Below are 22,734 nucleotides of genomic sequence, written 5' to 3' on the forward strand. Positions count from 1 at the left end.
GCGGACTACCTGAGGGGCGTCCGCGGCGGAAGAAGTTTGGCTGGTGCTCACCCCTCCAGTGTGCCCCAACGGCGGACCGTCGCCGCGTTCGGGTGGGGTGCCGGTTCAGCGTGCGGGTTTCGGGCACGACGGGTGCGTGCCCGCCGTCACCAGGTCCGAGACCGCAGTGCGCGGATCGCCCGCGGTGACCAGACCTTCTCCGACCAACACTGCGTCGGCGCCGGCTCCGGCGTACGCGAGAAGATCGGCGGTGCCCCGCACTCCCGACTCGGCAACGCGAATGATCTCACTGGGCAGGCCGGGCGCGATACGGCCGAAACTGTCGCGATCGATCTTGAGGGTCTTGAGGTTGCGGGCGTTGATACCGATGACGCTGGCACCCGCCTCGAGTGCGCGATCGGCCTCGGCCTCGGTGTGGACCTCGACGAGTGCCGTCATGCCGAGTGACTCCGTGCGATCGAGAAGAGACGTGAGTGCGTCCTGCTCCAGGGCCGCGACGATCAGCAGGATGACGTCCGCGCCGTGGGCTCGGGCCTCGTGGATCTGGTACGGACCGACGATGAAATCCTTGCGCAGCACAGGAATCGAGACTGCGGCTCGCACCGCGTCGAGATCGGCGAGCGATCCCCGGAATCGACGCTCCTCGGTCAACACGCTGATGACGCGAGCGCCACCCTGCTCGTAGGCACGCGCGAGCACCGCAGGATCACCGATGTCGGCCAACGCACCCTTGGACGGGCTCGCACGCTTGACCTCGGCAATGACGCCGATGCCGTCCTCGCGGAGGGCAGCCGCCGCGTCGAGAGGTGCCGGGGCCAGCTTCGCTGCTGCCTTCACCGCAGCGAAATCGATCACCGATTCACGCGCGGCCACGTCGGCTCGTACACCGTCGAGAATCGAGTCGAGAACAGTCATGGTGCCCCAGTCCTTTCTGAGCGTCGACATTCGATGTGAGGAATCTCATCGAGGTCGGAACCTAGCGTAGAGGGCCGAATCAATCCGACGAACGCCGGGTACCGGACTCGTCGGTAGGGTCTTCACCGGCATCGAGCGCGTCCCACATCATGCGCTCGGTCAGGTCTTCACCCTCGTCCTGTGCACCCACGGCGGACGTGGTTCCAGCGGCCCGGCGAGCCACTTCGTCGCGCCGCACAGCCGGAGCTGCGTACTTTGACGAGAGTACCTGTGGGCCAAAAGATTTCCGAATCGACAGGGCAGCCGCCGCGAACGCACACAGGGCCCCTGCGAGCGTGATCAGCGCAGGCAGTGTCGATGCCGTCGTCATCGTCACCTCGGCACGAGCCGGGAGCTCGGCGAGCGCAGCCGCCTCCGAGTCCGAAGCCCCCGCGGCGAGTAGCCGAACGGCCGGAATCGCCGCAGCGATCGCAACCACCGCGATGAGCAACGCCAGAACCCGAGATGCCCACCCGCGCACCGCGAACGAGGCCGCCACAGCAGCGACAAGCACCAAGGCGAGAGGAGTCGTCGCCGCGGCCCAGGTACTGCCGACGAGATCGTCGGTCCGGCTCTCGCCGAGACCGTCGGAGGACGTCACGCTCACCCACGTCATTCTGGACGCACCCCACAGGCATGCGGCCGCAACCACGAGCAGCACGACAGGCAGAACGGCCGATCCGCGGCCGCCGGAGCGTTCGGTCATCGGCCACCTACCTCACGCAGCGTTTCGGCTGCTGCGACGGCACTCAGCACGGCCATGGCCTTGTTCCTCGCTTCGTCGTCCTCGTATTCCGCTACCGAGTCGGCCACGACTCCGGCACCGGCCTGCACGTACGCCGTGCCGTCCTTGATGAGCGCGGTGCGAATCGAGATTGCGGTATCGGCGTCCCCTGCGAAGTCGAGATAGCCGACGATGCCGCCGTAGATGCCACGCCGCGTCGGTTCGAGCTCGTCGATCAGTTCCATCGCCCGCACCTTGGGTGCACCCGACAGCGTGCCCGCGGGGAAGCACGCCTTGACTGCGTCCAGAGCCCGCTTTCCCTCGGCGAGACGTCCCGTCACCGTCGACACCAGGTGCATGACGTGGCTGTAGCGCTCGATATGGCGGTAGTCGCCCACGCGCACCGTCCCGGGAGCACACACTCGGCCGAGATCGTTGCGACCGAGATCTACGAGCATCAGATGCTCCGCGTTCTCCTTCTCGTCGGCCAGCAGATCCTTCTCGAGCAGCACGTCGTCCTCCTCGGAGGCACCGCGCCAGCGCGTCCCGGCGATCGGGTGCGTGGTCGCCAGACCGTCCTTGACCGTCACGAGAGCTTCGGGGCTGGATCCGACGATCGAGAACGCCGTCTCGTCGTTCTCCCCCGGCACGTGCATCAGATACATGTACGGGCTGGGATTCGAGGCCCGCAGCATGCGATAGACGTCGAGAGGAGACGCCTCGGTGTCCATCTCGAAGCGCTGCGAGAGCACCACCTGAAACGCTTCACCGGCCTCGATCTCCTCGACCAGCCGCTCGACATCGGCACCGAATCCCTCCGATGTCCGCTGCCTGCGGAAACGGGGCGCGGACTTGGAGAAGACCGACACCGTCGACGCAGCAGGCTCGGACAGATCCGCGCACATCCGGTCCAGGCGACTCACCGCGTCGTCGTAGGCCCGGTCGACGTGCTCGTCGGTGCCGTTCCAGTTGACCGCGTTCGCGATCAGGGTGATCGATCCTTCGTGATGGTCCACGGCCGCCAGATCGGTGGCCAGCAACATGACCATCTCGGGGATGCCGAGGTCGTCCTGCGCATGTTCGGGCAGCTTCTCGATGCGCCGCACCGAGTCGTATCCGAGATATCCGACCATTCCGCCGGTCAACGGCGGCAGGCCCGGCACGCGCTCGGAATGGAGTAGCTCCAAGGTTCGAGCCAACACGTCGAGGGGGTCACCGCCGCTCGGGACACCTGCGGGCACGTTGCCGCGCCACGCCGCCTCGCCGTCGACCACCGTCAGCGCCGCAGGCGCACCCGCACCGATGAACGACCATCTCGACCACGACCGCCCGTTCTCCGCGGATTCGAGCAAGAACGTTCCGGGTCGGTCGGCGGCAAGCTTGCGGTACGCCGACAACGGAGTTTCGGAGTCGGCGAGCACCTTTCGCGTCACCGGCACCACTCGATGCTCGGCGGCGAGCTGGCGGAACACCTCCCGGGACGTGGTCGAGTCCGCGGCATCGGTGGGTTGGGCGTCGATGGGTGCGGCGTCCATGGATGCGGTCTCGGTGGGGCTCGTATGGGGAGTCGTCTCGCCGTGCATGACCCCATCCTCCCAGGTTCGGCGGCGACACCCTCGCGCGCGGTAACCTGCCGACCATGAAACCAGGCGAGCTCGTTCCCGATTTTTCCCTGCCGGACCAGACCGGAAAGCTGCGAACGCTGACCGAATTGCTGACCGACGGTCCGATAGTGCTGTTCTTCTACCCGGCTGCATTCACCCCCGGATGCACCGCCGAAGCCTGCCATTTCCGCGATCTCGCAGGCGAATTCGCCGAGGTGGGTGCCACCCGGGTCGGCATCAGCGCCGACGCGGTCGCCAAGCAGGCCGAGTTCGCCGCCGCCAAATCGTTCGACTATCCGTTGCTCTCCGACGAGGACGGTGCCGTCGCGACCGCATTCGGGGTCAAGCGCGGCCTGCTCGCCAAGCTCTCCCCGGTCAAGCGCGCGACGTTCGTCATCGGTACCGACCGCAAGGTCCTCGAGAGTTTCTCCAGTGAGCTGCGATTCGAGGCCCACGCGGACAAGGCGCTGGAATACCTGCGCGCGCACCGCAGCTAGGCCGATTGTTCGACGCGATGCCTCGGGCCCGGGGATGCTCGAGGCATCATGTGCAGAACACAACTGTCTCGATCGAGAGGTACCCGCGATGGACACGTCGGCGACACCGAATGATGCGGTGGATCCCCGCTGGCTCACCGAGAGCCAGCAAGAGGCGTGGCGCGCGCTCGTCGCCCTGGTCACCCGACTGCCCGCAGCATTGGACGCCCAGCTGCAACGCGATTCGCAGTTGACCCACTTCGATTACTTCGTCCTCGCGGTCGTCAGCGAGAATCCACAGCGACGAATTCAACTGCGCGATCTCGCGGAGTACGCCAACGCGTCACTGTCACGTCTGTCGCACGTGGTCACCAAGCTCGAGAAAGCGGGATGGGTTCGCCGCGAGAGTATTCCGGGGAGCCGCGGTTCCTATGCGGTGCTGACCGACGCCGGCATGGAAAAGGTCGTGGCATCGGCGCCAGGACACGTCGAGACAGTGCAGGCTCTGATATTCGACGGATTGTCCGACGCGGAGGTGGGTCGACTGTCGACTCTGAGCACGACGCTACTCACTCAGCTGGACAAGGGAATTGCCGCAGGAACCGGTCACGCCTGAGCCGCGGGCCCCAACAGCACGTCGGAGTCGAAGCAGGTGTGGGTGCCGGTGTGGCATGCCGCGCCGATCTGGTCGACGACCAACAGCACAGTGTCCCCGTCACAATCGAGCCGCACCTCGTGCACGTACTGCGTGTGCCCCGAGGTCTCGCCCTTGACCCAGTACTGCTGCCTGGACCTGGAGTAGTAGGTGCCCTTGCGCGTCGCGAGCGTGCGCGACAACGCTTCGTCGTCCATCCAGGCAACCATCAGTACCTGGCCGGTCGAGCGCTCCTGCACCACAGCACTGAACAGCCCGGCCTCGTTTCGCTTGAGCCGGGCGGACAGCGTCGGGTCGAGAGTCATCGAAAACCTCTTCGCTAGCGGACGACGATGCGCTCGGCGCGCATCGATTCTTTGACCTGGCCGATGGTGAGGTCACCGAAGTGGAACACGCTTGCGGCAAGGACGGCGTCGGCTCCGGCGTGGACGGCCGGCGCGAAATGTTCGACGCGCCCTGCTCCTCCGCTGGCGATGACGGGAACGTGCACGGCGGACCGGACCGCCGCGATCATCGGCAGGTCGAACCCGGCCTTCGTGCCGTCGGCATCCATCGAATTGAGAAGGATCTCACCGACTCCCAGTTCGGCACCGCGTACTGCCCATTCGACGGCGTCGATACCGGTTCCACGCTTGCCTCCGTGGGTGGTGACTTCCCAGCCCGACGGGGTGTCCGGCTGTCCCTGCGGGACGGTGCGTGCATCGACCGACAGGACGATGCACTGGGACCCGAATCGCTCGCTGAGCTCGCGCAGCAACTCCGGCCGAGCGATGGCCGCGGTGTTGACGCTGACCTTGTCGGCACCGGCCCGCAGCAGTAGGTCGACGTCGGCGACAGTGCGTACTCCCCCACCGACGGTCAGGGGAATGAACACCTGCTCGGCGGTGCGGCTGACGACGTCGAGCATGGTTCCTCGATCGGATGTGGACGCCGTGACGTCGAGGAACGTCAGTTCGTCGGCTCCCTGTGCGTCGTACGCTGCCGCGAGCTCGACGGGATCGCCTGCGTCGCGGAGGTTTTCGAAGTTGACGCCCTTGACGACACGTCCGGCATCGACGTCGAGGCACGGGATCACTCTGACCGCAACGCTCATCGCACCGGTCCTTCCAGATAGTCGCCGGGTGCACCGAGTTCGGTGATCACCTTCAGCAGTTCGCCGTGTACTCCGGGGCCGGCCGCGAGCACCGACTTCGAATCGATGGTCCACGGTCGGCCATCGAGATCGGTGACGATTCCGCCCGCAGCACGAACCAGCAGGGCCCCGGCAGCGTTGTCCCAGGCGCGGTATCCGAAGACCACCGCACCGCCCAGTACGCCGCTGGCGGTGTACGCCAGATCGACTCCGGTGGCACCGTGCATGCGCAGCCGCGAGGAGTGCATCGACAACTCTTCGAGAATGCGAAACCGGAAGCGGCCGGGGATGGATCCCCGGCTGGCAACGTTGAACGCACCGAACCCGATCATCGACTCCCGCAACGACTTCGGTTGCAGTGCGGGTAGCGGTACCCCGTTCAGAAGCAACGGGCCGTCTGCCACGGCAGAGAATCGCTGATTCACCAGCGGTAGCCACGTGAGCCCGAGGACCGGCACCCCGTCGTCGAGCAACGCCAACAACGTTCCGGCAGAGGGCAATCCGGAGGAGTAGTTGAATGTGCCGTCGATCGGGTCGAGTACCCATACGAGACCGGAGTTCAGGTCGGGACCGCCGAACTCTTCACCGTGAACGGCGATTCCGGTGGCGTCGTACAGTTCCGCGCCCAGACGACGCTCGAGTTCGAGATCCACCGCGGTGGCGAAGTCGTCGGGGCCCTTCTGCACGGCACTCGGTGCGCCGACGCCCGCGAGGAACCGATCATGGATGCCGTCGAGCAACCCACCGGCGATCTCGAGCAGACGACTCGGTTCCTCGGGAAGGGTCATTCGTCGTTACCGAGACACTGCCGTGAGGGCATCGGGCAGTGTGAAACGCCCCGCGTACAAGGCTTTTCCTACGATGGATCCCTCCACGCCACGGTCGACCAGTCCGGCGATCGCTTCGAGGTCGGCGATCGTCGACACGCCGCCGGACGCGATGACCGGCTTGTCGGTCCTGTCGCACACGTCGGCGAGAAGTTCGAGGTTCGGGCCGGTCAGGGTGCCGTCCTTGGTGACGTCGGTGACGACGTACCGCGAGCAGCCGTCGCGTTCGAGCCGCTCGAGTACCTCCCACAGGCCACCGCCGTCGCTGACCCAACCGCGGCCACGCAGACGAGGCGCACCGTCCACCATCAGCACGTCGAGGCCGACCGCGACACGATCGCCGAATTCGCCGATCGCACGAGCGCACCACTCGGGGTCTTCCAGAGCCGCCGTACCCAGGTTGACGCGTGCGCATCCGGTTGCGAGGGCGGCGCGCAGGGAATCGTCGTCGCGAATCCCGCCCGAGAGCTCGACCTTCACATCGAGCTCACCGACCACCGAGGCCAACAGTTCACGGTTGGACCCCCGCCCGAACGCGGCATCGAGATCCACCAGATGGACCCACTCGGCACCGTCGTTCTGCCACGCCAGGGCGGCATCACGGGGCGAACCGTACTTCGTTTCGCTACCGGCTTCCCCTTGAACGAGACGGACAGCTTCGCCGCCTGCGACATCGACAGCAGGCAATAAGACCAGGCTCACGTGCGGTTATGCTACGGGCCGACTCGCGTCGAATTCAAAACGGGTCAGCACTGCCCGGATCCGCAGGCCGCCGGGACGAACCGTCAGCTGTCGGGACCGAGTTCCTTGCGCGTCATGCGCGTGGACACGACCCCCATGGCCGTGATCGCCCCGACAACTCCGGCCAACGCGATGAGCAGAGCAACGCCGGCGGTGGGCTGCCACATAGCAATCGACACGGTCGCGAGGGCGAGTACCGCAACTGCCGCCCCGAGCGCTCGAAACGCCAACCGGCCGAGCGAGAACTCGCGTTCGCTCACACCGATCGAACCCAGTTCTCGAGCAACGCGGCACCGGCGTCGCCGGACTTCTCGGGGTGGAACTGCGTGGCCGAGAGCGCGCCGTTCTCCACGGCAGCGAGGAAGCGGCCACCGTGATCGGCCCACGTGAGCAACGGCGCGGCGATGGTCTCGCTCGGTTCGAGCTCCCACTGCTGCGCGGCGTAGGAATGGACGAAATAGAACCGTGTCTCGCGGTCGATGCCGTCGAACAGCACGCTGTTCTCCGGAGACTCGACGGTGTTCCAACCCATGTGCGGGAGCACTTCGGCCTGCAGGCGTTCGACAGTGCCCGGCCATTCGCCGCACCCGTCCGCCTCGACGCCGAACTCGACACCGCGATCGAAGAGGATCTGCATGCCGACGCAAATTCCCAGTACCGGGCGGCCACCCGCGAGACGACGCCCGATGATGCGCTCACCTCGAACGGCCGTCAGACCCTCCATACAGGCGGCGAATGCACCGACCCCGGGAACCACCAGCGCTTCTGCATTCAGGGCTTCGTCGAAGTCGGAGGTCACCGTCACGTCGGCACCGACGCGGGCCAACGCCCTTTTCGCCGAATGCAGATTGCCCGAGCCGTAGTCGAGCAACACCACAGAAGTCATGGAACGAGTCTATCGGGGACGTGGACGCGCGATCAGTGCCACCGCCGCGACAACGGCAACGGTGGCTGCACCTGCAGTGAACCCGGCGGTGTAGCCCACACTCGTCGCGATCACACCGAGGGCGAGCGCCCCTGCGCCGGTACCGGCATCGAAGCTGATGTTCCACACGGCACTGGCGCTGCTGTACCGCGCGGGCCCCGCCGCGTCGAAGGCCATCACCAGACTGTCGTTCTGGCATGCGCCGTAACCGATTCCGAACAACACCGCGGCGACGAAGAACAGTGCGGCAGGCATGTCACCTGCGGCGGCAACGGCGAACAAACCGACGCCCAGGGCCGCGGAGATGAGCGCAGGCACCACCGACCGGCCGATTCCGATGCGATCGGCAACCGAGCCGGCGGCATATCGACCGACCAGCATCGCGGCACTGACCACGGCGAGGGCCACGCCGATCATCGCGGCTCGCTCGGATTCGGCGATCGGCAGCAGACTGGTGATGCCGCCGTACGACGCCGACACCGACGCAACGACGAGGCACGGCACCAGGAACCGCCGAGCGTCGAGGCGGACCCGGTCGACCCGAGCCGGTTGCGGTGCGGGGCGGGTCGGCGGTAACAGAGCCACCCCGATCAAGCCCGCAGCGGGAACCAGAGCCCCCAGTACGAACACCGCCGTCGGGCTGGCCGCGAAGATCACCAGGCCCAGCGGCAACGTCACCATCTGCGACAACGCAACCGCGATCCCCTGTGCTCCCGTCGCGCGGCCGAGCAAGTGGGTCGGTGCCAACTCGGCGACGATGGCGGCCCCGGCGACCGTCAACATTCCGAAACCCGTGCCCCGCAGCGCCGATACGGCCAGTGCCGGTACGGCCTGCACCGACACGATGAACAGCAACGCCGGAACACCCAGAAGCAGGCAACCGGCCGCAAGTACGGGCCGATGGCCGACGCGAACCAGCATCGAGGGAACGAACAGTTGGGTGATGACCGTGGTGGCCATGAAGATCGCGGTGCTGGCTGCCGCCACCGCGTCGGACGAACCCGATTGCGACACCGCCAGCGGAACCACCGGGAGCAACAGGCCCCAGCCGCCGAACGCGGCCGCACCCATGGCCATCGCGGCCGGGAGGCCACGAATCGAACTCAGACCACTCAACGCACGAGCACCGCTCGACCGATCACAGACTGCCCTTGGTGGAGAGAATTCCGGTGACCCGAGGGTCGTATTCGGTGGCCTGACGCAGCGCCCGAGCGACGGCCTTGAACTCCGCCTCGGTGATGTGGTGCTGGTCGCGGCCGTAGATGACGCGGACATGCAACGCGATCCGAGCGTTGGACGCCAAGGTCTCGAACACATGCTTGTTGATCACGGTGGAGTAAGGAACACCCGGGTAGCCGCCGATCACCGAGTGCACCATGTAGTCCGGCTCGCCGGTGTGCACGCAGTAGGGACGGCCGGACACGTCGACCGCCGCATGCACGAGTGTCTCGTCCATCGGAATGAACGAGTCGCCGAAGCGGGTGATGCCGGACTTGTCGCCGAGGGCTTGGCCCAACGCTTGCCCGAGCACGATCGCAGTGTCCTCGACCGTGTGATGCGCCTCGATCTCGATGTCGCCCTTGGCCCGCACAGTGAGATCGAAGCGGGCATGGGTGCCGAGGGCAGTGAGCATGTGGTCGTAGAACGGCACGCCGGTGGAGATGTCGACGATGCCGGTGCCGTCGAGGTTCAGCTCGACGGAGATGTCGGATTCCTTGGTGGTGCGCTCGATCTTGGCGATACGGGGAGCGGGTGTGGTCACTGCAGTGCCTCTGCTCTTTCGGTCGATGCGAGTTCCGAGCTGACGGTGAGGAATCGGTCGTTCTCGTGGGCGAGTCCGATGGTGACACGCAGATACCCGGGAATACCGACGTCGCGAATGAGGACGCCGTCGTCGAGATATCGCTGCCACGTCCGGACGGCATCGGCGAATCGGCCGAAGAGCAGGAAGTTGGCGTCGGACGGGATCACGTCGTATCCCTGGTCGGCGAGTGTTTCGGCAACACGATCGCGTTCGGCCGACAGTTCGGCCACGCTCGCGAGGGTGTCGTCGGCATGCCGCAACGCGGCCCGAGCGGCGGCTTGTGTGACCACCGAGAGGTGATAGGGCAAGCGCACCAACAGCATTGCGTCGATCACGGCCGGGGCCGCAACGAGGTATCCCAGCCGTCCGCCGGCGAACGCGAATGCCTTGCTCATGGTCCGACTGACGACGATCTTGCTGGGGTAGCTCTCGATCAATCCGATTGCGCTTGCCGCCGAGGAGAATTCGGCGTACGCCTCGTCAACCACGACGATTCCCGGTGCGGCGTCGAGGATTCGACGTAGATCTGCCTCGTCGATGCTGTGCCCGGTCGGATTGTTGGGGCTGGTCACGAACACGACGTCCGGCTTACGCTCCTCGATCGCCTGCACTGCGTAGTCGACGTCGAGAGAGAAATCCGCCCGACGCTGCGCCGGAATCCACTCGGTCTGAGTCCCCGACGAAATGATCGGGTGCATCGAGTACGACGGCACGAAACCCAGCGCGGTACGGTCCGGCCCACCGAAGGCCTGGAGGAGTTGCTGCAGAATCTCGTTGGAGCCGTTGGCCGCCCACACGTTGGCAGTGTCGACCGCAAAGCCGGTTTGCCCGGTGAGATAACGCGCCAGGTCGGCTCGCAAGTCGTCTGCGTCGCGATCCGGATACCGGTGCAGCTGCGCCGCGGCGATGCGCACCGATTCGGCAACGTCGTCGATCAGTGCCTGCGTCGGCGGGTGTGGATTCTCGTTGGTGTTCAACTGAACCGGCACGGTGAGCTGCGGCGCGCCGTACGGCGACTTGCCGATCAGCGCCTCGCGCAACGGCAGATCGTCGAGCGAAATTGATTGCCCCAGAGCATCACTCATGATGTACCACCGGTACGCAACCCCTCGAAACGCAGCCGAACGGCCTCACCGTGAGCCGGGAGATCTTCGGCGTTGGCCAGCGCAATGACGTGCGCAGCAACATCTTTCAGTGCGGCCTCGCTGTAGTCCACCACGTGGATCCCACGCAGGAACGTCTGCACACTCAGGCCGGACGAATGCCGAGCGCACCCGGCCGTCGGCAGTACGTGATTGGAGCCGGCGCAGTAGTCACCGAGGCTCACTGGAGACCACGCCCCCACGAATACAGCACCGGCGCTGCGCACGCGAGCGGCGACGTCGGACGCGTCCTTCGTCTGAATCTCCAGGTGTTCGGCCGCATAGGCGTTGACCACGGCCAGGCCCTGTGTGACGTCGTCGACCAGAACGATTCCGGACTGGCTACCGCTCAGCGCCGTGGTGACGCGTTCCGCGTGCCGGGTGGACGCCATCTGCGCATTGACAGCCTCGTCGACGGCATCGGCGAGTTCGAGGCTGTCGGTCACCAGCACACTGGCGGCCATCACGTCGTGCTCGGCTTGACTGATCAGGTCTGCTGCGACGTGCAGCGGATCCGCGGTGGCGTCGGCGAGAATCGCGATCTCGGTAGGGCCTGCCTCGGAGTCGATTCCGATGAGCGAACGACACAGTCGCTTGGCCGCCGTGACGTATATGTTGCCCGGGCCGGTGATCAGATCGACCGGCGCCAGTTCTTCGCCGTCGGTGTCGACACCGCCGTACGTGAGCAGAGCGATGCCCTGACCGCCGCCGACGGCCCAGACCTCGTCGACTCCGAGGAGCTGCGCGGCCGCCAGGATCGTCGGGTGGGGTAATCCACCGAAGTTCTTCTGCGGCGGCGACGCCACCACCAGCGAACCGACGCCAGCGATCTGCGCAGGCACCACGTTCATCACGACCGACGACGGGTACACAGCGTTGCCACCGGGCACGTAGAGACCCACGCGATCGACCGGAATCCAGCGCTCGGTCACCGTGCCGCCGGGCACGACCTGGGTGGTGTGGTCGGTGCGGCGTTGATCCGAGTGCACCAGGCGGGTTCGCTCGATCGCGACCTCGAGGGCGGCCCGGACGGCCGGGTCCAGCTCGTCGAGAGCTCGAACCAATTCCTGCTGCGGAACCCGAACGCGGTCCGGACGGACTCCGTCGAACTTCTCGCTGAACTCGAGGGCCGCGTCGGCCCCACGGTCCTTGACGGCGTCGACGACGGGCCGAACCTGATGCAGCACCGAATCGACATCCACTCCGCCTCGGGGAAGAGCGCCGCGTAGTTCGGCAGTGGATGGAGTTCGTCCGCGTAGATCGACGCGGGCGAGCTCGATGCGGGCAGGCATAGTGGGCCCCTTCGTGGAGTCGGTTCGGTGCCGGGGTTCGGTCGAATCAGTGTTGTCCGAACCACCAGGATAGTTCCACCGAATTCGGCTCAGCCCCGCACGTCCCACAGATGGTGGATGGGATCGTGAATGTAGTAGGCCGCCAGAGTTTCGACGGTGAAGTGGGAACCGTCGCTGCGTCGCCCTCTGCGATCACGGTCTTCCGGCGGCACAGCCGAGAAGGCGTCGGCCAATGCATGTGCCGCTTCCCCGAGTTCCGACGCCACCGTCGCCGGACTCTGCGCGTTGTAGTTCTCGGCCACGGCCGTGGCATCCTGATCCCAGTTGTCGAACTCGGGATCGTCCTCGGTCAGCACCAGCGCCAACCGAGTGCGGAATATGCGGTGTGCATCCCGAACATGTGCGCCGTATTCGAGCGCCGACCACGTCGAATCGTCGGGCCGCACTGACGCGTCCTCACGATGGAGCACTGCGATCCATCGATCCACGTCGCCGCGAATCAACTCGGGCACGGCGTCGTATTCGACGGAGCTCGAGTCGAACCCGCAGTCGGGGCAGGCACCGTCGAGGACCCACGTCCAGTTCTTGGTATCGGGTTCGATCGGCATGCGGGTCACTGTAGAGCAGGGCCCGTACCGCCACGGGCTGTCCGAGAGGTCAGGCGTAACGAGCAGCCAGATTGTGCAGTGTGCTCGTGATGCCCTGCGCATTCTTCTGCGGCATCTTGAACAACTCGAGCATTTTCGGAACCTTGGCGGTGCCGTAGACGAAGCTCTCGGTGACAGTGGTCAGGCCCGGCTGCTTCTCCTCGAATTCCCAGCGCCAGCTGTGGCCCATCGGGTGCTGCCACTCGATGATCTTGTGTCGATCCGCATCCACGAACTCGGTCACGGTGCTGGTGATCTTGTACGGCACGCCGTACTGCTTCATGCCGACGGAGAATTTCGCGCCGCTGCTCAGCCTCTCGGGTCCACGGACGGTGTCCTTGACTGTGCCGGATCCGTCCAGCTCGCCGTGCCGGGTGGGATCGGCCACGATGTCGAACAGTTCGGCTGCCGGTGCCCGAACCTCGGTCTGTCTCGTGACCTGCTGGGGACCGCTGTCGATGGTTCTGATGTCTGCCATCTGCAGCGTCTACCCCACAATGACCGTATCGACACCCGGCCACCGCGCAGAATGCGAATTGACGGGCGTAGTTCAATGAACACATGTCCTGGTCAGTGTGGCTCGCCTTCCTCGGCGCGAGCATCGTCATCAGTCTGTCTCCCGGAGCCGGAGCCATCGCGTCGATGTCGATGTCCACAGGTCTGCGCTACGGCCTGCGCCGCGGCTACTGGAACATCTTCGGGCTGCAGATCGGCCTGCTGGTCCAGATCGGCATCGTCGCAGTCGGACTCGGTGCTGTCCTTGCCAATTCGGCCCTGGCCTTCACCGCGATCAAGTGGTTCGGTGTCGCCTATCTGGTCTACCTCGGCATTCGCCAGTGGCGGTCGGCTCCGTCCGAAGTCGCGGACGCCCCCGCGGTGGCGGATCGAGGCACGACGATGCTCGCGCGAGGATTTCTCGTCAACGCGAGCAACCCGAAAGCCGTCGTGTTCATGGTCGCTGTACTGCCCCAGTTTCTCGACCCGACGCGGCCGCTGATCACCCAGTACCTCGCCATCGCCGCGACCATGGTCGTCGTCGACATGCTGGTGATGACCGGTTACACCTCTCTGGCATCGCGAGTCCTCCGCATGATGCGGTCGCACCGTCAGCAGAAGACCATGAACCGCACGTTCGCCGGCCTGTTCTTCGCCGCCGCAACATTTCTGGCCACGGTACGAAGGGTGACCCCATGAGGAAATACCGCGTGATCATGAAGAATGCGCTCGGCGGAGATCCGATTCCGTTGGGGCTGTTCGACACTCTGCTCGAAGCCAACACCTGGATTCAGGACGTGGGCAAGCGGGACGAGCACGAACTCGGTACCTACACAGTCGAAGTGGAGGTCGACGAGTGAGTACACGGTGTCCGTGTTCGAGTGGGGACACGTTCGATGCCTGTTGCGAGCCGTACCTGACGGGCTCCGTCGAAGCGCCGACGGCCGAGAAGCTGATGCGCTCGCGCTTCACCGCGTTCGCCGTCGGCGACGTCGCCTACCTGCGGACGTCCTGGCATCCCGACACCGCACCGGCCGACCTGGAGTTGAACCCCGACCAACGGTGGTATCGACTCGACATCCTTGCCGCCGACGCAGGCGGGATTTTCGACGAGACCGGCACCGTGCAGTTCGAGGCACGGTACAGGCATCCCGACGGTGCCGGCACGATGTCGGAGATCAGCCGTTTCGTTCGGGTCGACGGCCGGTGGCGATACCTCGACGGAGTCGTCGCGCCCTAGAGGTTGCGTAGTTTCGTGGGCCGATTGCCCGCAGTGCGACGCGCTTCCTGCTTCTCCTTGATGCGCTCGGCATCCTTGCGAACCTGGATCTGAGTCCGACGCTCGCGTACCAGCCACTGCGGTGGGCTGGCGATCAATTCCTCGATCTCCACACTGGTCAACGCTTCGGTGACTCCGCCGCGTGCCAATCCGGCGATGGACACGTCGAGCTTCTTCGCGATCACGTCGCGGGGGAAGGGTCCGTCGGTCTGCAAGTCGGTCAGCCACTGCGGCGGATCGCTGCGCAGGGCGTCCAGGTCGGATCTGCTGATCATCGAGTTCTGGAACTCTTTTGGCGCTGCGGGTAGATAGATGCCGAGCTTGTTCGCCGCGGTCAATGGCTTCATGGTCTGCTGTTTGTTCTCCGGGCTCACCGGACCAGCTTATCCGGCAATCGGCGGTCCCGACGCCACCGTCCCGCGCTTCGTGCACCGTCCCATAGGCTCGACTCCGTGAACATCGATGTGCAGACACTGCGCTGGTATGCGGCAGTGGCGCAACAACTGCATTTCGCCCGCGCTGCTCAGTCGCTCGGAATCTCCCGAATCCGCCTCAGCAAGACCGTGGTGGAACTCGAAGAGTTGCTCGGCGTCGACCTGTTCGTGCCGGGTGCCTCCCCCACCGAACTCACCGCCGACGGACGCGATCTGCTCGAACGCGCGTTGGTCGAGATCGCCGAGGACGATCGGCGTTCGGAGGTTGCACAGGTTGCTGCCGGCGAGCCGCGCAGTTTCACCATCGGATACGCCGAGGGCGTGACACTGACCAAGTGGACGCGAATCTGGGCCGATCGGTTTCCCGATGTCGCGTTGTCCGTCGTGGCGACGACTCCGGACACGCAGGTGTCTCATCTGCGTGACAGAACGGTCGACGTCAGCTTCGTCAGGCCGCCGATCGACCGTGAGGGTCTGAACGCCATCGGGCTGTATCAGGAAGTTCAGGTCGTGGTGGTGCCCAAAGACCATGCGGTCGCAGCATTCGACTCGGTCACCGCGCTGGACCTCGCCGACGAACACCTGCTCGCCGATCCGACCTCGGTGCCCGAATGGGCCGCTGTTGCAACAGAACTGAGCACCGGCGATCGTCCCGCACTGCCACCGATGACCAGCACAGCGGAGACTTTCGAATACGTGGCTGCCGGGCTGGGCGTGGCGATCGTCCCGCACTCGGTTGCGCGATTCAACGCTCGCAAAGATCTCGTGTACCGCCCGGTCACCGACGTCGAGCAGTCGCAGATCGCACTGGCCTGGGTGGCGGAGCGGGAAGACGACCGCATCGAAGAATTCATCGGCATCGTGCGGGGCCGGTCGACGCGAAGTTCACGCGGATCGTCGGACGACGCGCCCGTCAAGAAGAAGGCGCAGCCCTCCAAACCGGCTCGACCGGTCGTCAAGACGAAAACGAACGCACGTCGCAGCGGAAAGAGACGCTAGCCGGGCTTCGCCCTCGAGCGCGTTGTGCGCCCCCGGAGGTACGCAAAACGCTCACGACTACGAGGGGCGCAGCCGCAGCCGATCGATGTCACGTCGATCACGCTTGGTCGGACGGCCCGTTCCGCGGTCACGTCGGGGAACCGACGCCAGAACCTCTTTCGGTGGCGGCGGCGGACTGCGATCGATCATGCACTCGGCTACCACCGACGCGCCGACGCGTTTGGTGATGGCACGTACGACGACGACGATCTTCTCCACGCCCTCCACGCGCAGCCGGATCTCGTCGTCCGGCCCGACGCGTTGGCCGGGCTTTGCGGGGGTGCCGTTGACGCGGACATGCCCACCGCGACAGGCTGCGGCGGCGGCAGACCGCGTCTTGAACAGTCGCACCGCCCAGATCCAGCTGTCCAGACGGGCACTCTGCAATTCCATCTTCGAACGTCTTCCTCGAATCGTGAGGCTCGGCTACATGTCCAGGCCGAGGTCGAGCACTGTTACCGAGTGTGTCAGACCGCCCACCGCCAGGAAGTCGACCCCCGTACGCGCGTAATCCCGAGCCACGTCGACGGTCAGTCCACCCGAGGATTCCAACTTGGTGTCCGGCGCGAACTTGTCGCGGCGCTGCACCGCCATCTGCGTCTGCCACAGCGCGAAGTTGTCCAGCAGAACGAGTTCGACGTTCTCGGCGAGCACCTCGTCGAGTTGTTCGAGACTGTCGACCTCTACCTCGCAGGCGATGTTCGGCGCAGCGGCCCGCACGGCTCGCAGGGCAGCGACGACGGAGCCGGCCGCCGCGACGTGGTTGTCCTTGATCAGCGCGGCGTCACCGAGACCCATCCGATGGTTGACCCCGCCGCCCGCCCGTACCGCGTACTTCTGTAGCGATCGCAGTCCGGGCAACGTCTTTCGACTGTCTCGAATGCGACACTCGGTCTCTGCGACCTCGGCGACCCAGCCGGCCGTGGCGGTTGCGATACCCGACAGGTGACAGACGATATTGAGCATGGTGCGCTCGGCGGTGAGCAATCCACGGGTGGGAGCTTCGACCGTCAGAACAGCCTGTCCGGGTTCGACATTCGATCCGTCGGCGGTCCTGTGGCGGATCGAGTACGCGCCCGAACCGATCACCTCGTCGAGAACCAGCAGTCCGACATCGAGGCCCGCGAGGGTGCCGAACTGTCGAGACACCACCGACGCCGTGGCCACGGCGTCCTCGGGAACCGTTGCCATGGTGGTGATATCCGGCCCGTACCGGAGATCCTCGTCGAGCGCGGTGCGGATGAGTGCGAGAACCTCGTCGCGGTCGACTCCCGGGTTCACTTCGTCGGCAGTACCGGTCATGTCAGCTTGCTCCCGTCATCACATCATCGTTCACGATCGTCAGTCGTCCGTTCTCGTCGCGTTCGACATACGGGCTCCGTCGGTACTCGGGCATGCTGTCCGGGAAATCCCGTCGGGTGTGACACCCTCGGCTCTCTCGGCGGTGCGCCGCAGCCAGCACGATCACGTCTGCCGCTGCCGTCAGGGCGGCATCCTCGACCGCTACGCCGTCGACCGGCGGTTCCGACACCACGCCGTGTGCCAGCACGTTCTGTGCGTCCGCAAGACCGGACGCATCGCGGACGACACCGACGTGCGTGGTCATGGTTCGCTGCAGTACCGCGCGATCGATCCGCCGGTAGACAGGCAGTGCGGTATCGGACACCGCGACCGTGGTTCCGACCCGCTCCGCGGCGACGAGCGCAGCGCGTTCGCCGACCACCAGACCCTCGAGCAGACTGTTCGACGCCAGCCGGTTGGCACCGTGCAGCCCGGTGCGCGCCACCTCACCCGCAGCGAGCAATCCCGAGACGGACGTCCGTCCGAACGTGTCGGTCACGACTCCCCCGCACGAGTAGTGCGCGGCGGGTGCAACGGGGATGAGATCCGTTGCGGGATCGATGCCGGCGTCCAGGCACGATGCCGTCACGGTCGGGAAACGCTCACGCACGTGCTCCACGCGACGGGCGTCCAGCAACACGTGGTCGTCGCCGCTGCGGTACAGCAACTCGGCGATGGCACGCGAGACCACGTCGCGTGGTGCGAGGTCGCCCATGGGGTGAACACCGTCCATGAATGCGCGGCCGGTGGCATCGACCAAGCGTGCACCCTCTCCACGCACCGCTTCGCTGATCAACGGGCGACGGCCCGTCGACCCTGCGGCGAACAGCACGGTCGGGTGGAACTGAACGAACTCCAGATCCGCGACACGTGCGCCCGCATCCAGAGCCAGCGCAATGCCGTCGGCCGTGGCACCGGCCGGGTTGGTACTGCACGAGAACAGTTGTCCCAGGCCGCCTGTCGCGAGCAACACCGTCGGAGTGCGAACGACGCCGACACCGCGAGGCCCGCGCACGAGGAGTCCGGCCACCTCGCCGTCGGTGGTCAGTACACGGAGCGCGGTGGTGTCGAATTCCACCGAAGGCACTGCGGAGTCCAGTGCGCGTTGTACCTCCGCTCCGGTGGCATCGCCGCCGGAATGGATGATTCGGCGCACACTGTGGCCACCCTCTCGGGTGCGGGAAACCGAACCGTCGGGCGCACGATCGAAATGTGCGCCGGCGACTTCGAGCGACGCGATCGCCGCACGGCCGCCGGACACGATGGAACGCACCGCATCCTCGTCGCACAGGCCCGCGCCTGCTGCGCAGGTATCCGACACGTGCGCATCGATCGAGTCGCCGAGATCGGTGCCGACGACTGCGATTCCGCCCTGCGCATACTTGGTCGCGGTGTCGACCGAACTGCCCTTGCTGACCGTCAGCACGCGCAGACCGCGAGCGGCGGCCGTGCGAGCCGCGGTCAGTCCGGCGATTCCGCCGCCGACGACGACGAGGTCGGCCGCGGTTTCCCAGGCGACCGACGGGTTCACTCGCCGCCGCCGGGTGTGCCGATCTCGATCATGCGTTGCACCGACTTGCTGGCGATGTTCGCCGTTTCGAGGTCGACGTGGACCTCGTCGCGCCCTTCGACGAGGCAGCGCAACAGCGCGGCGGGCGTGATCATCTTCATGTATCCGCACGACGCGCGGTCGTTGACGGCCAAGAAGTCGACATCGGGTGCAGCCCTGCGGAGTTGATGCAGCATCCCGATCTCGGTGGCGACCAGAACCTGCTTGGATTCGGTGGCGCGGGCCGCGTCGAGCATGCCGCCGGTGGAAAGGATCTTGACCTTGTCGGCGGGCACGAATCCTTCGCCGGCGAGGTAGAGAGCCGAGGTGGCGCAACCGCATTCGGGATGCACGTACAGCTCCGCATCGGGGTGGGTCCGAGACTTCTCGGCGAGCTCGTCGCCGTTGATGCCTGCGTGGACGTGGCATTCACCGGCCCAGATGTGCAGATTCTCTCGCCCGGTCACGCGCTTGACATGAGCCCCGAGGAACTGGTCGGGCAGGAAGAGGATGTCGCGGCTCGGATCGATCGATTGCACGACCTCGACCGCGTTGGACGAGGTGCAGCAGATGTCGGTGAGCGCCTTGATCTCAGCGGTGGTGTTGACGTAAGAGACGACGACGGCATCCGGGAAGTCTGCCTTCCACTCGCGCAACTGCTCGGCAGTGATCGAGTCGGCGAGCGAGCAACCCGCACGCTGGTCCGGGATCAGGATCGTCTTCTGCGGGCTGAGGATCTTGGCGGTCTCGGCCATGAAGTGCACGCCGCAGAACACGATGGTGTCCTCGGATACCTCGGCGGCCATGCGCGAGAGCGCGAGCGAATCACCGACGTGATCGGCAACGTCCTGAATCGCAGGCAGCTGATAGTTGTGCGCCAGCAGGGTCGCACCTCGCAGATCGGCGAGCCGTCGCACTTCCGCGGCCCATTCCGCCGACGCGTCGACTCCCCCGTAACCACCGGCTCCATCGACGATGTCGCGGACTCCGGCGAAAGCCGAGTCCAGGAAGTTCACCTGGGTAGCGCTGCTGGTCATGACGGTTCTCCTTCACCGATCATCCGGTCGTCGGTGACCGAATTTCCTCCGAGGAAGTTTTCGACTTATGATCGAAAACATGATTCATCGTAGCACCGTCCACGAAGTACTCATTGCGGTGTTCCAAGTTCGGGTCTTTTCCGACCCCGACACCCCTGAACTGGCGGTCCTGCTGTGGCAGCGTGCGCTCGACCCCGAGGCGGGCACCTGGTCACTCCCCGGGGGCACCCTGCGCTACGACGAGAACCTGGCCACGTCCGCGCGGAGGCAGCTCGCCGAGAAGGTCGACGTACGCAAGGTGGCACACCTCGAGCAGCTGTCCATCTTCAGCGAGCCCGACAGAGTGCCGGGAGATCGCCGAATCGCGTCGACGTTCCTGGGCCTCGTACCGATCGCGGCCGAGCCGACCCTGCCCGCGGATACGACCTGGTACCCGGTGTCGGAGCTGCCCGCCATGTCGTTCGATCACGGAACGGTCGTCGAGCACGCACGGCATCGACTGGTCGCCAAACTGTCGTACACCAACATCGGATTCGCCCTCGCTCCTGCAGAATTCGCGATTTCGACGCTTCGCGAAATCTACGGCGCAGCCCTCGGCTATCAGGTCGACGCCACCAATCTGCAACGGGTACTGAGCCGCCGCGGCGTCATCGAACCCACCGGACGGCGTGCACCGTCGGGTCGAGCGGGTGGACGGCCTCCAGCATTGTTCCGGTTCGCCGACAACAGCATTCGCGTCACCGACGAGTTCGCGGCATTGCGGCCACCACAGGCATGAACGAGATCCGCCGTCAGTCGGGCACCCGCGAGTCGAACGACGGCGGCGGCGGAGCGACGTCGAATTCGATCTCGTCGAGCTCGGGATCGGAATCGGGGTGCTGCAGATCGTCGTTGGGATTCATCGCCGCGAGCAGCAGTATCACCAACGACGCCGTCAGCGCCTGCACGATCAGTGCCGTTGGCGTGTCGATACTCGGTGCAACCCGGACGATCGATCCGACGGCCGGCTCGTCCGCCCTCGGGAATCGCAGCGCCGCAACGCCGTTGCCCACCAGCACTGCTGCGATCGAGCCGACGAACGACCCGACGAACACGGCCACGAACAGCCGTGGACCCCGCTGGGAAATCCACAGCCACCACCCGATCGGCACGAGAATGCCGAGAGCGAACGAGACGAGGACGAACAGGGCGAGAGCGTCGAATCGATGCAGACTCTCCCCGGTCAGTGTTGCTCCTCTGTCCTGCGCGACGACGAGCAACTGCTGGCTCGGTGCCAGGAATCCCCACAGCAGACCGCCGACGGCGGACAGCGCGATCGTCACACCGCCGACCAGAGCCACAAAGCGAAGCGTTCGACGCCGCTCCGGAGTCTCGACGGCAGACGAGGTCGTCACCTAACGCCTACCCGTCGCGGCGGAATCGATCAGGCCGTGCCGCGAGCACACCGACGTCCATCCGTCGGGCACGATCTGCACCACCATCCTGCGACCGCACCGGTCGCAGTACCTCGGCGGCTCCAGCCCGAGACCGACGGCAACCGAGAACGACGGTGCCCCCGCATCCGTACCGACCTCGACAGGCCGACCGGTGTGCGGGTCGTACCGGCTCTCGCTCGTCATTCGACCCACCTTAATACGCGCATCAGATCGTCGAGTTCAACGCTTTGATCGGCATCTGCAGTTCCCCGAGAAGATCGAGATCCTCCTCGGCGGGACGACCGAGCGTCGTCAAGTAGTTTCCGACGATGATCGCGTTGATGCCGCCCAGAATTCCCTGCTGAGCTCCGAGATCACCGAGAGTGATCTCGCGGCCGCCCGCGAATCGAAGAATCGTCCGCGGCAGGGCCAGCCGGAAGGCGGCAACGGCTCGCAACGCATCCGATGCAGGCAGCACGTCCAGATCTCCGAACGGCGTTCCGGGACGTGGGTTCAAGAAATTCAGGGGAACCTCGTCGGGTTCGAGAGCGCCGAGATCGGCTGCGAACTCAGCTCGCTGCTCCAGCGTCTCGCCCATACCGAGGATGCCTCCGCAACAGACCTCCATGCCGGCCTCGCGGACCATCCGCAGTGTGTTCCAGCGTTCCTCCCAGGTATGGGTGGTGACCACGTTCGGAAAGTAGGACCGCGAGGTCTCGAGGTTGTGGTTGTAGCGGTGCACACCCATTGCGGCGAGTTGGTCGACCTGATCCTGGTCGAGCATGCCCAGCGAACAAGCGATGTCGATGTCGACCTCGCCGCGAATGGCCTCGATTCCTGCGGCGACCTGCGCGAGCAGTCGAGCGTCCGGACCCCGCACTGCGGCCACGATGCAGAACTCCGTGGCTCCGGTCTTCGCGGTCTGTTTCGCCGCCTCGACCAACGACGGAATATCGAGCCAGGCCGCCCGCACCGGAGAGGCGAACAGGCCCGACTGCGAGCAGAAGTGGCAGTCCTCGGGGCAGCCTCCGGTCTTGAGGCTGACGATCCCCTCGACCTCCACTTCCGGTCCGCACCATCGCATCCGAACCTCGTGCGCCAGTTGCATCGTCTCTTCGAGACGATCCTCTCCGAGCTCGAGTACCTCGAGCACCTGGGATCGATCGAGCGCAATGCCGTTGTCGAGCACCTGCAGGCGCGCCGTACGCAATATGTCCATACCG

The 22,734-nt window shown here is 65.7% G+C and carries 30 protein-coding genes; 7 read left to right on the forward strand and 23 right to left on the reverse strand.

Translation table 11 applies throughout. The features are described from left to right. Positions 1–105 precede the first annotated feature (105 nt). The 3 genes from trpC to J1M81_RS12555 form a co-directional block, all read right to left on the reverse strand. Entirely contained in the window at positions 106–915 is an 810-nt protein-coding gene (trpC, locus tag J1M81_RS12545; protein WP_206498131.1) for an indole-3-glycerol phosphate synthase TrpC, read from the reverse strand. A gap of 79 nt (positions 916–994) precedes the next feature. Further along, positions 995–1,660 carry a TIGR02234 family membrane protein gene (locus J1M81_RS12550; RefSeq protein ID WP_027497281.1) on the reverse strand — a complete coding sequence of 222 codons (666 nt, stop codon included), beginning with the start codon at positions 1,658–1,660 and terminating at the stop codon, positions 995–997. Beyond that, a complete protein-coding gene (locus tag J1M81_RS12555) occupies positions 1,657–3,213 on the reverse strand; it encodes an anthranilate synthase component I (protein ID WP_228139413.1) in 1,557 nt (518 codons plus the stop codon). The genes J1M81_RS12550 and J1M81_RS12555 overlap by 4 nt, the downstream gene beginning before the upstream one ends. A gap of 104 nt (positions 3,214–3,317) precedes the next feature. Between J1M81_RS12555 and J1M81_RS12560 the strand changes: the two genes are divergently transcribed. After that, the gene (locus tag J1M81_RS12560) at positions 3,318–3,779 is read left to right on the forward strand and encodes a peroxiredoxin (protein ID WP_027497283.1); all 462 of its coding nucleotides are present in this window, start codon (positions 3,318–3,320) and stop codon (positions 3,777–3,779) included. Between the two features lie 88 nt (positions 3,780–3,867). Continuing rightward, positions 3,868–4,374 (forward strand): MarR family winged helix-turn-helix transcriptional regulator, encoded by a 507-nt coding sequence (locus J1M81_RS12565; protein WP_045841353.1) that lies wholly within the window; start codon positions 3,868–3,870, stop codon positions 4,372–4,374. On the opposite strand, the gene hisI is transcribed toward J1M81_RS12565, so the two are convergent. The 12 genes from hisI to J1M81_RS12625 form a co-directional block, all read right to left on the reverse strand. Continuing rightward, positions 4,365–4,718 carry a phosphoribosyl-AMP cyclohydrolase gene (gene hisI, locus J1M81_RS12570; protein WP_027497285.1) on the reverse strand — a complete coding sequence of 118 codons (354 nt, stop codon included), beginning with the start codon at positions 4,716–4,718 and terminating at the stop codon, positions 4,365–4,367. The two genes, J1M81_RS12565 and hisI, sit on opposite strands and share 10 nt — an antisense overlap. A gap of 14 nt (positions 4,719–4,732) precedes the next feature. Continuing rightward, positions 4,733–5,506, reverse strand: a complete 774-nt coding sequence (gene hisF / locus J1M81_RS12575; RefSeq protein WP_206498132.1) for an imidazole glycerol phosphate synthase subunit HisF — start codon at positions 5,504–5,506, stop codon at positions 4,733–4,735. Beyond that, positions 5,503–6,333, reverse strand: a complete 831-nt coding sequence (locus tag J1M81_RS12580) for an inositol monophosphatase family protein (RefSeq protein WP_206498133.1) — start codon at positions 6,331–6,333, stop codon at positions 5,503–5,505. Before J1M81_RS12580 ends, hisF begins: the two co-directional genes overlap by 4 nt. Before the next feature lie 6 nt (positions 6,334–6,339). Then, complete coding sequence (gene priA / locus J1M81_RS12585; RefSeq protein ID WP_206498134.1) at positions 6,340–7,074, reverse strand: bifunctional 1-(5-phosphoribosyl)-5-((5-phosphoribosylamino)methylideneamino)imidazole-4-carboxamide isomerase/phosphoribosylanthranilate isomerase PriA; 735 nt, start codon at positions 7,072–7,074, stop codon at positions 6,340–6,342. Between the two features lie 83 nt (positions 7,075–7,157). Continuing rightward, positions 7,158–7,373, reverse strand: coding sequence for a hypothetical protein (locus J1M81_RS12590; RefSeq protein WP_206498135.1), 216 nt, complete (start codon positions 7,371–7,373; stop codon positions 7,158–7,160). Beyond that, positions 7,370–7,999, reverse strand: coding sequence for an imidazole glycerol phosphate synthase subunit HisH (hisH, locus tag J1M81_RS12595; protein WP_206498136.1), 630 nt, complete (start codon positions 7,997–7,999; stop codon positions 7,370–7,372). Before hisH ends, J1M81_RS12590 begins: the two co-directional genes overlap by 4 nt. A 9-nt stretch (positions 8,000–8,008) precedes the next feature. Then, entirely contained in the window at positions 8,009–9,115 is a 1,107-nt protein-coding gene (locus J1M81_RS12600) for an MFS transporter (protein ID WP_032374330.1), read from the reverse strand. Positions 9,116–9,176: 61 nt separating this feature from the next. Further along, positions 9,177–9,800, reverse strand: coding sequence for an imidazoleglycerol-phosphate dehydratase HisB (hisB, locus tag J1M81_RS12605; protein ID WP_027497292.1), 624 nt, complete (start codon positions 9,798–9,800; stop codon positions 9,177–9,179). After that, entirely contained in the window at positions 9,797–10,927 is a 1,131-nt protein-coding gene (locus J1M81_RS12610; protein ID WP_206498137.1) for a histidinol-phosphate transaminase, read from the reverse strand. Before J1M81_RS12610 ends, hisB begins: the two co-directional genes overlap by 4 nt. Further along, positions 10,924–12,276, reverse strand: coding sequence for a histidinol dehydrogenase (gene hisD / locus J1M81_RS12615; protein ID WP_206498138.1), 1,353 nt, complete (start codon positions 12,274–12,276; stop codon positions 10,924–10,926). Before hisD ends, J1M81_RS12610 begins: the two co-directional genes overlap by 4 nt. A gap of 89 nt (positions 12,277–12,365) precedes the next feature. Then, on the reverse strand, positions 12,366–12,884 hold the full coding sequence (locus J1M81_RS12620; protein WP_206498139.1) for a DinB family protein: 519 nt from the start codon (positions 12,882–12,884) through the stop codon (positions 12,366–12,368). A gap of 49 nt (positions 12,885–12,933) precedes the next feature. Continuing rightward, on the reverse strand, positions 12,934–13,401 hold the full coding sequence (locus J1M81_RS12625) for an SRPBCC family protein (RefSeq protein WP_027497296.1): 468 nt from the start codon (positions 13,399–13,401) through the stop codon (positions 12,934–12,936). An 83-nt stretch (positions 13,402–13,484) separates the two neighbouring features. Between J1M81_RS12625 and rhtB the strand changes: the two genes are divergently transcribed. From rhtB to J1M81_RS12640, 3 genes are read left to right on the forward strand one after another with little or no spacing between them, the layout of a single operon-like run. After that, positions 13,485–14,117: a homoserine/homoserine lactone efflux protein gene (rhtB, locus tag J1M81_RS12630; protein WP_206498140.1), complete on the forward strand. Its 633-nt coding sequence runs from the start codon at positions 13,485–13,487 to the stop codon at positions 14,115–14,117. A gap of 11 nt (positions 14,118–14,128) precedes the next feature. Further along, positions 14,129–14,278 (forward strand): hypothetical protein, encoded by a 150-nt coding sequence (locus J1M81_RS12635; RefSeq protein ID WP_179273973.1) that lies wholly within the window; start codon positions 14,129–14,131, stop codon positions 14,276–14,278. Next, positions 14,275–14,658: a YchJ family protein gene (locus J1M81_RS12640; RefSeq protein WP_206498141.1), complete on the forward strand. Its 384-nt coding sequence runs from the start codon at positions 14,275–14,277 to the stop codon at positions 14,656–14,658. The genes J1M81_RS12635 and J1M81_RS12640 overlap by 4 nt, the downstream gene beginning before the upstream one ends. On the opposite strand, the gene J1M81_RS12645 is transcribed toward J1M81_RS12640, so the two are convergent. Further along, positions 14,655–15,071, reverse strand: a complete 417-nt coding sequence (locus tag J1M81_RS12645) for a DUF5997 family protein (RefSeq protein WP_283550175.1) — start codon at positions 15,069–15,071, stop codon at positions 14,655–14,657. The two genes, J1M81_RS12640 and J1M81_RS12645, sit on opposite strands and share 4 nt — an antisense overlap. Positions 15,072–15,149: 78 nt before the next feature. On the opposite strand from J1M81_RS12645, the gene J1M81_RS12650 reads away from it, so the two are divergent. Further along, the gene (locus J1M81_RS12650) at positions 15,150–16,130 is read left to right on the forward strand and encodes a LysR family transcriptional regulator (RefSeq protein ID WP_206498142.1); all 981 of its coding nucleotides are present in this window, start codon (positions 15,150–15,152) and stop codon (positions 16,128–16,130) included. Between the two features lie 57 nt (positions 16,131–16,187). Here J1M81_RS12650 and J1M81_RS12655 read toward each other — a convergent pair whose 3' ends face one another. From J1M81_RS12655 to nadA, 4 genes are read right to left on the reverse strand one after another with little or no spacing between them, the layout of a single operon-like run. Then, positions 16,188–16,562 (reverse strand): RNA-binding S4 domain-containing protein, encoded by a 375-nt coding sequence (locus J1M81_RS12655; protein WP_032368080.1) that lies wholly within the window; start codon positions 16,560–16,562, stop codon positions 16,188–16,190. A 33-nt stretch (positions 16,563–16,595) separates the two neighbouring features. Next, positions 16,596–17,471, reverse strand: a complete 876-nt coding sequence (gene nadC / locus J1M81_RS12660; RefSeq protein ID WP_032368081.1) for a carboxylating nicotinate-nucleotide diphosphorylase — start codon at positions 17,469–17,471, stop codon at positions 16,596–16,598. Position 17,472: 1 nt separating this feature from the next. Continuing rightward, positions 17,473–19,041, reverse strand: coding sequence for an L-aspartate oxidase (locus tag J1M81_RS12665; RefSeq protein WP_206498143.1), 1,569 nt, complete (start codon positions 19,039–19,041; stop codon positions 17,473–17,475). Continuing rightward, positions 19,038–20,096, reverse strand: coding sequence for a quinolinate synthase NadA (gene nadA / locus J1M81_RS12670; RefSeq protein ID WP_048318691.1), 1,059 nt, complete (start codon positions 20,094–20,096; stop codon positions 19,038–19,040). Before nadA ends, J1M81_RS12665 begins: the two co-directional genes overlap by 4 nt. A gap of 79 nt (positions 20,097–20,175) precedes the next feature. On the opposite strand from nadA, the gene J1M81_RS12675 reads away from it, so the two are divergent. Continuing rightward, a complete protein-coding gene (locus J1M81_RS12675; RefSeq protein WP_206498144.1) occupies positions 20,176–20,874 on the forward strand; it encodes an NUDIX domain-containing protein in 699 nt (232 codons plus the stop codon). A 13-nt stretch (positions 20,875–20,887) separates the two neighbouring features. On the opposite strand, the gene J1M81_RS12680 is transcribed toward J1M81_RS12675, so the two are convergent. Genes J1M81_RS12680 through bioB form a run of 3 tightly spaced genes read right to left on the reverse strand, consistent with a single transcriptional unit; the run spans position 20,888 to position 22,730 of the window. Further along, positions 20,888–21,490: a DUF2567 domain-containing protein gene (locus J1M81_RS12680; RefSeq protein WP_027497306.1), complete on the reverse strand. Its 603-nt coding sequence runs from the start codon at positions 21,488–21,490 to the stop codon at positions 20,888–20,890. Beyond that, a complete protein-coding gene (locus J1M81_RS12685) occupies positions 21,491–21,715 on the reverse strand; it encodes a hypothetical protein (RefSeq protein ID WP_032382834.1) in 225 nt (74 codons plus the stop codon). A gap of 22 nt (positions 21,716–21,737) precedes the next feature. Next, positions 21,738–22,730: a biotin synthase BioB gene (bioB, locus tag J1M81_RS12690; RefSeq protein WP_032370319.1), complete on the reverse strand. Its 993-nt coding sequence runs from the start codon at positions 22,728–22,730 to the stop codon at positions 21,738–21,740. Between the last annotated feature and the right edge of the window lie 4 nt (positions 22,731–22,734).

Origin of the sequence: Rhodococcus sp. KRD175, from assembly GCF_017168275.1 — a bacterium.
GTDB lineage: Bacteria > Actinomycetota > Actinomycetes > Mycobacteriales > Mycobacteriaceae > Rhodococcoides > Rhodococcoides fascians.

What these genes read in the sequence shown, in the direction of transcription:
- J1M81_RS12560 (WP_027497283.1), top strand. Translation starts at nt 3,318, where the DNA reads ATGAAACCAGGCGAGCTCGTTCCCGATTTTTCCCTGCCGGACCAGACC.
- rhtB (WP_206498140.1), top strand. Translation starts at nt 13,485, where the DNA reads ATGTCCTGGTCAGTGTGGCTCGCCTTCCTCGGCGCGAGCATCGTCATC.
- trpC (WP_206498131.1), bottom strand. Translation starts at nt 915, where the DNA reads ATGACTGTTCTCGACTCGATTCTCGACGGTGTACGAGCCGACGTGGCC.
- J1M81_RS12675 (WP_206498144.1), top strand. Translation starts at nt 20,176, where the DNA reads ATGATTCATCGTAGCACCGTCCACGAAGTACTCATTGCGGTGTTCCAA.
- nadA (WP_048318691.1), bottom strand. Translation starts at nt 20,096, where the DNA reads ATGACCAGCAGCGCTACCCAGGTGAACTTCCTGGACTCGGCTTTCGCC.
- bioB (WP_032370319.1), bottom strand. Translation starts at nt 22,730, where the DNA reads ATGGACATATTGCGTACGGCGCGCCTGCAGGTGCTCGACAACGGCATT.
- J1M81_RS12565 (WP_045841353.1), top strand. Translation starts at nt 3,868, where the DNA reads ATGGACACGTCGGCGACACCGAATGATGCGGTGGATCCCCGCTGGCTC.
- J1M81_RS12580 (WP_206498133.1), bottom strand. Translation starts at nt 6,333, where the DNA reads ATGACCCTTCCCGAGGAACCGAGTCGTCTGCTCGAGATCGCCGGTGGG.
- J1M81_RS12600 (WP_032374330.1), bottom strand. Translation starts at nt 9,115, where the DNA reads ATGGCCATGGGTGCGGCCGCGTTCGGCGGCTGGGGCCTGTTGCTCCCG.
- hisD (WP_206498138.1), bottom strand. Translation starts at nt 12,276, where the DNA reads ATGCCTGCCCGCATCGAGCTCGCCCGCGTCGATCTACGCGGACGAACT.
- J1M81_RS12655 (WP_032368080.1), bottom strand. Translation starts at nt 16,562, where the DNA reads ATGGAATTGCAGAGTGCCCGTCTGGACAGCTGGATCTGGGCGGTGCGA.
- nadC (WP_032368081.1), bottom strand. Translation starts at nt 17,471, where the DNA reads ATGACCGGTACTGCCGACGAAGTGAACCCGGGAGTCGACCGCGACGAG.
- hisI (WP_027497285.1), bottom strand. Translation starts at nt 4,718, where the DNA reads ATGACTCTCGACCCGACGCTGTCCGCCCGGCTCAAGCGAAACGAGGCC.
- J1M81_RS12620 (WP_206498139.1), bottom strand. Translation starts at nt 12,884, where the DNA reads ATGCCGATCGAACCCGATACCAAGAACTGGACGTGGGTCCTCGACGGT.
- J1M81_RS12610 (WP_206498137.1), bottom strand. Translation starts at nt 10,927, where the DNA reads ATGAGTGATGCTCTGGGGCAATCAATTTCGCTCGACGATCTGCCGTTG.
- J1M81_RS12555 (WP_228139413.1), bottom strand. Translation starts at nt 3,213, where the DNA reads ATGGACGCCGCACCCATCGACGCCCAACCCACCGATGCCGCGGACTCG.
- hisF (WP_206498132.1), bottom strand. Translation starts at nt 5,506, where the DNA reads ATGAGCGTTGCGGTCAGAGTGATCCCGTGCCTCGACGTCGATGCCGGA.
- J1M81_RS12550 (WP_027497281.1), bottom strand. Translation starts at nt 1,660, where the DNA reads ATGACCGAACGCTCCGGCGGCCGCGGATCGGCCGTTCTGCCTGTCGTG.
- hisH (WP_206498136.1), bottom strand. Translation starts at nt 7,999, where the DNA reads ATGACTTCTGTGGTGTTGCTCGACTACGGCTCGGGCAATCTGCATTCG.
- J1M81_RS12625 (WP_027497296.1), bottom strand. Translation starts at nt 13,401, where the DNA reads ATGGCAGACATCAGAACCATCGACAGCGGTCCCCAGCAGGTCACGAGA.
- J1M81_RS12685 (WP_032382834.1), bottom strand. Translation starts at nt 21,715, where the DNA reads ATGACGAGCGAGAGCCGGTACGACCCGCACACCGGTCGGCCTGTCGAG.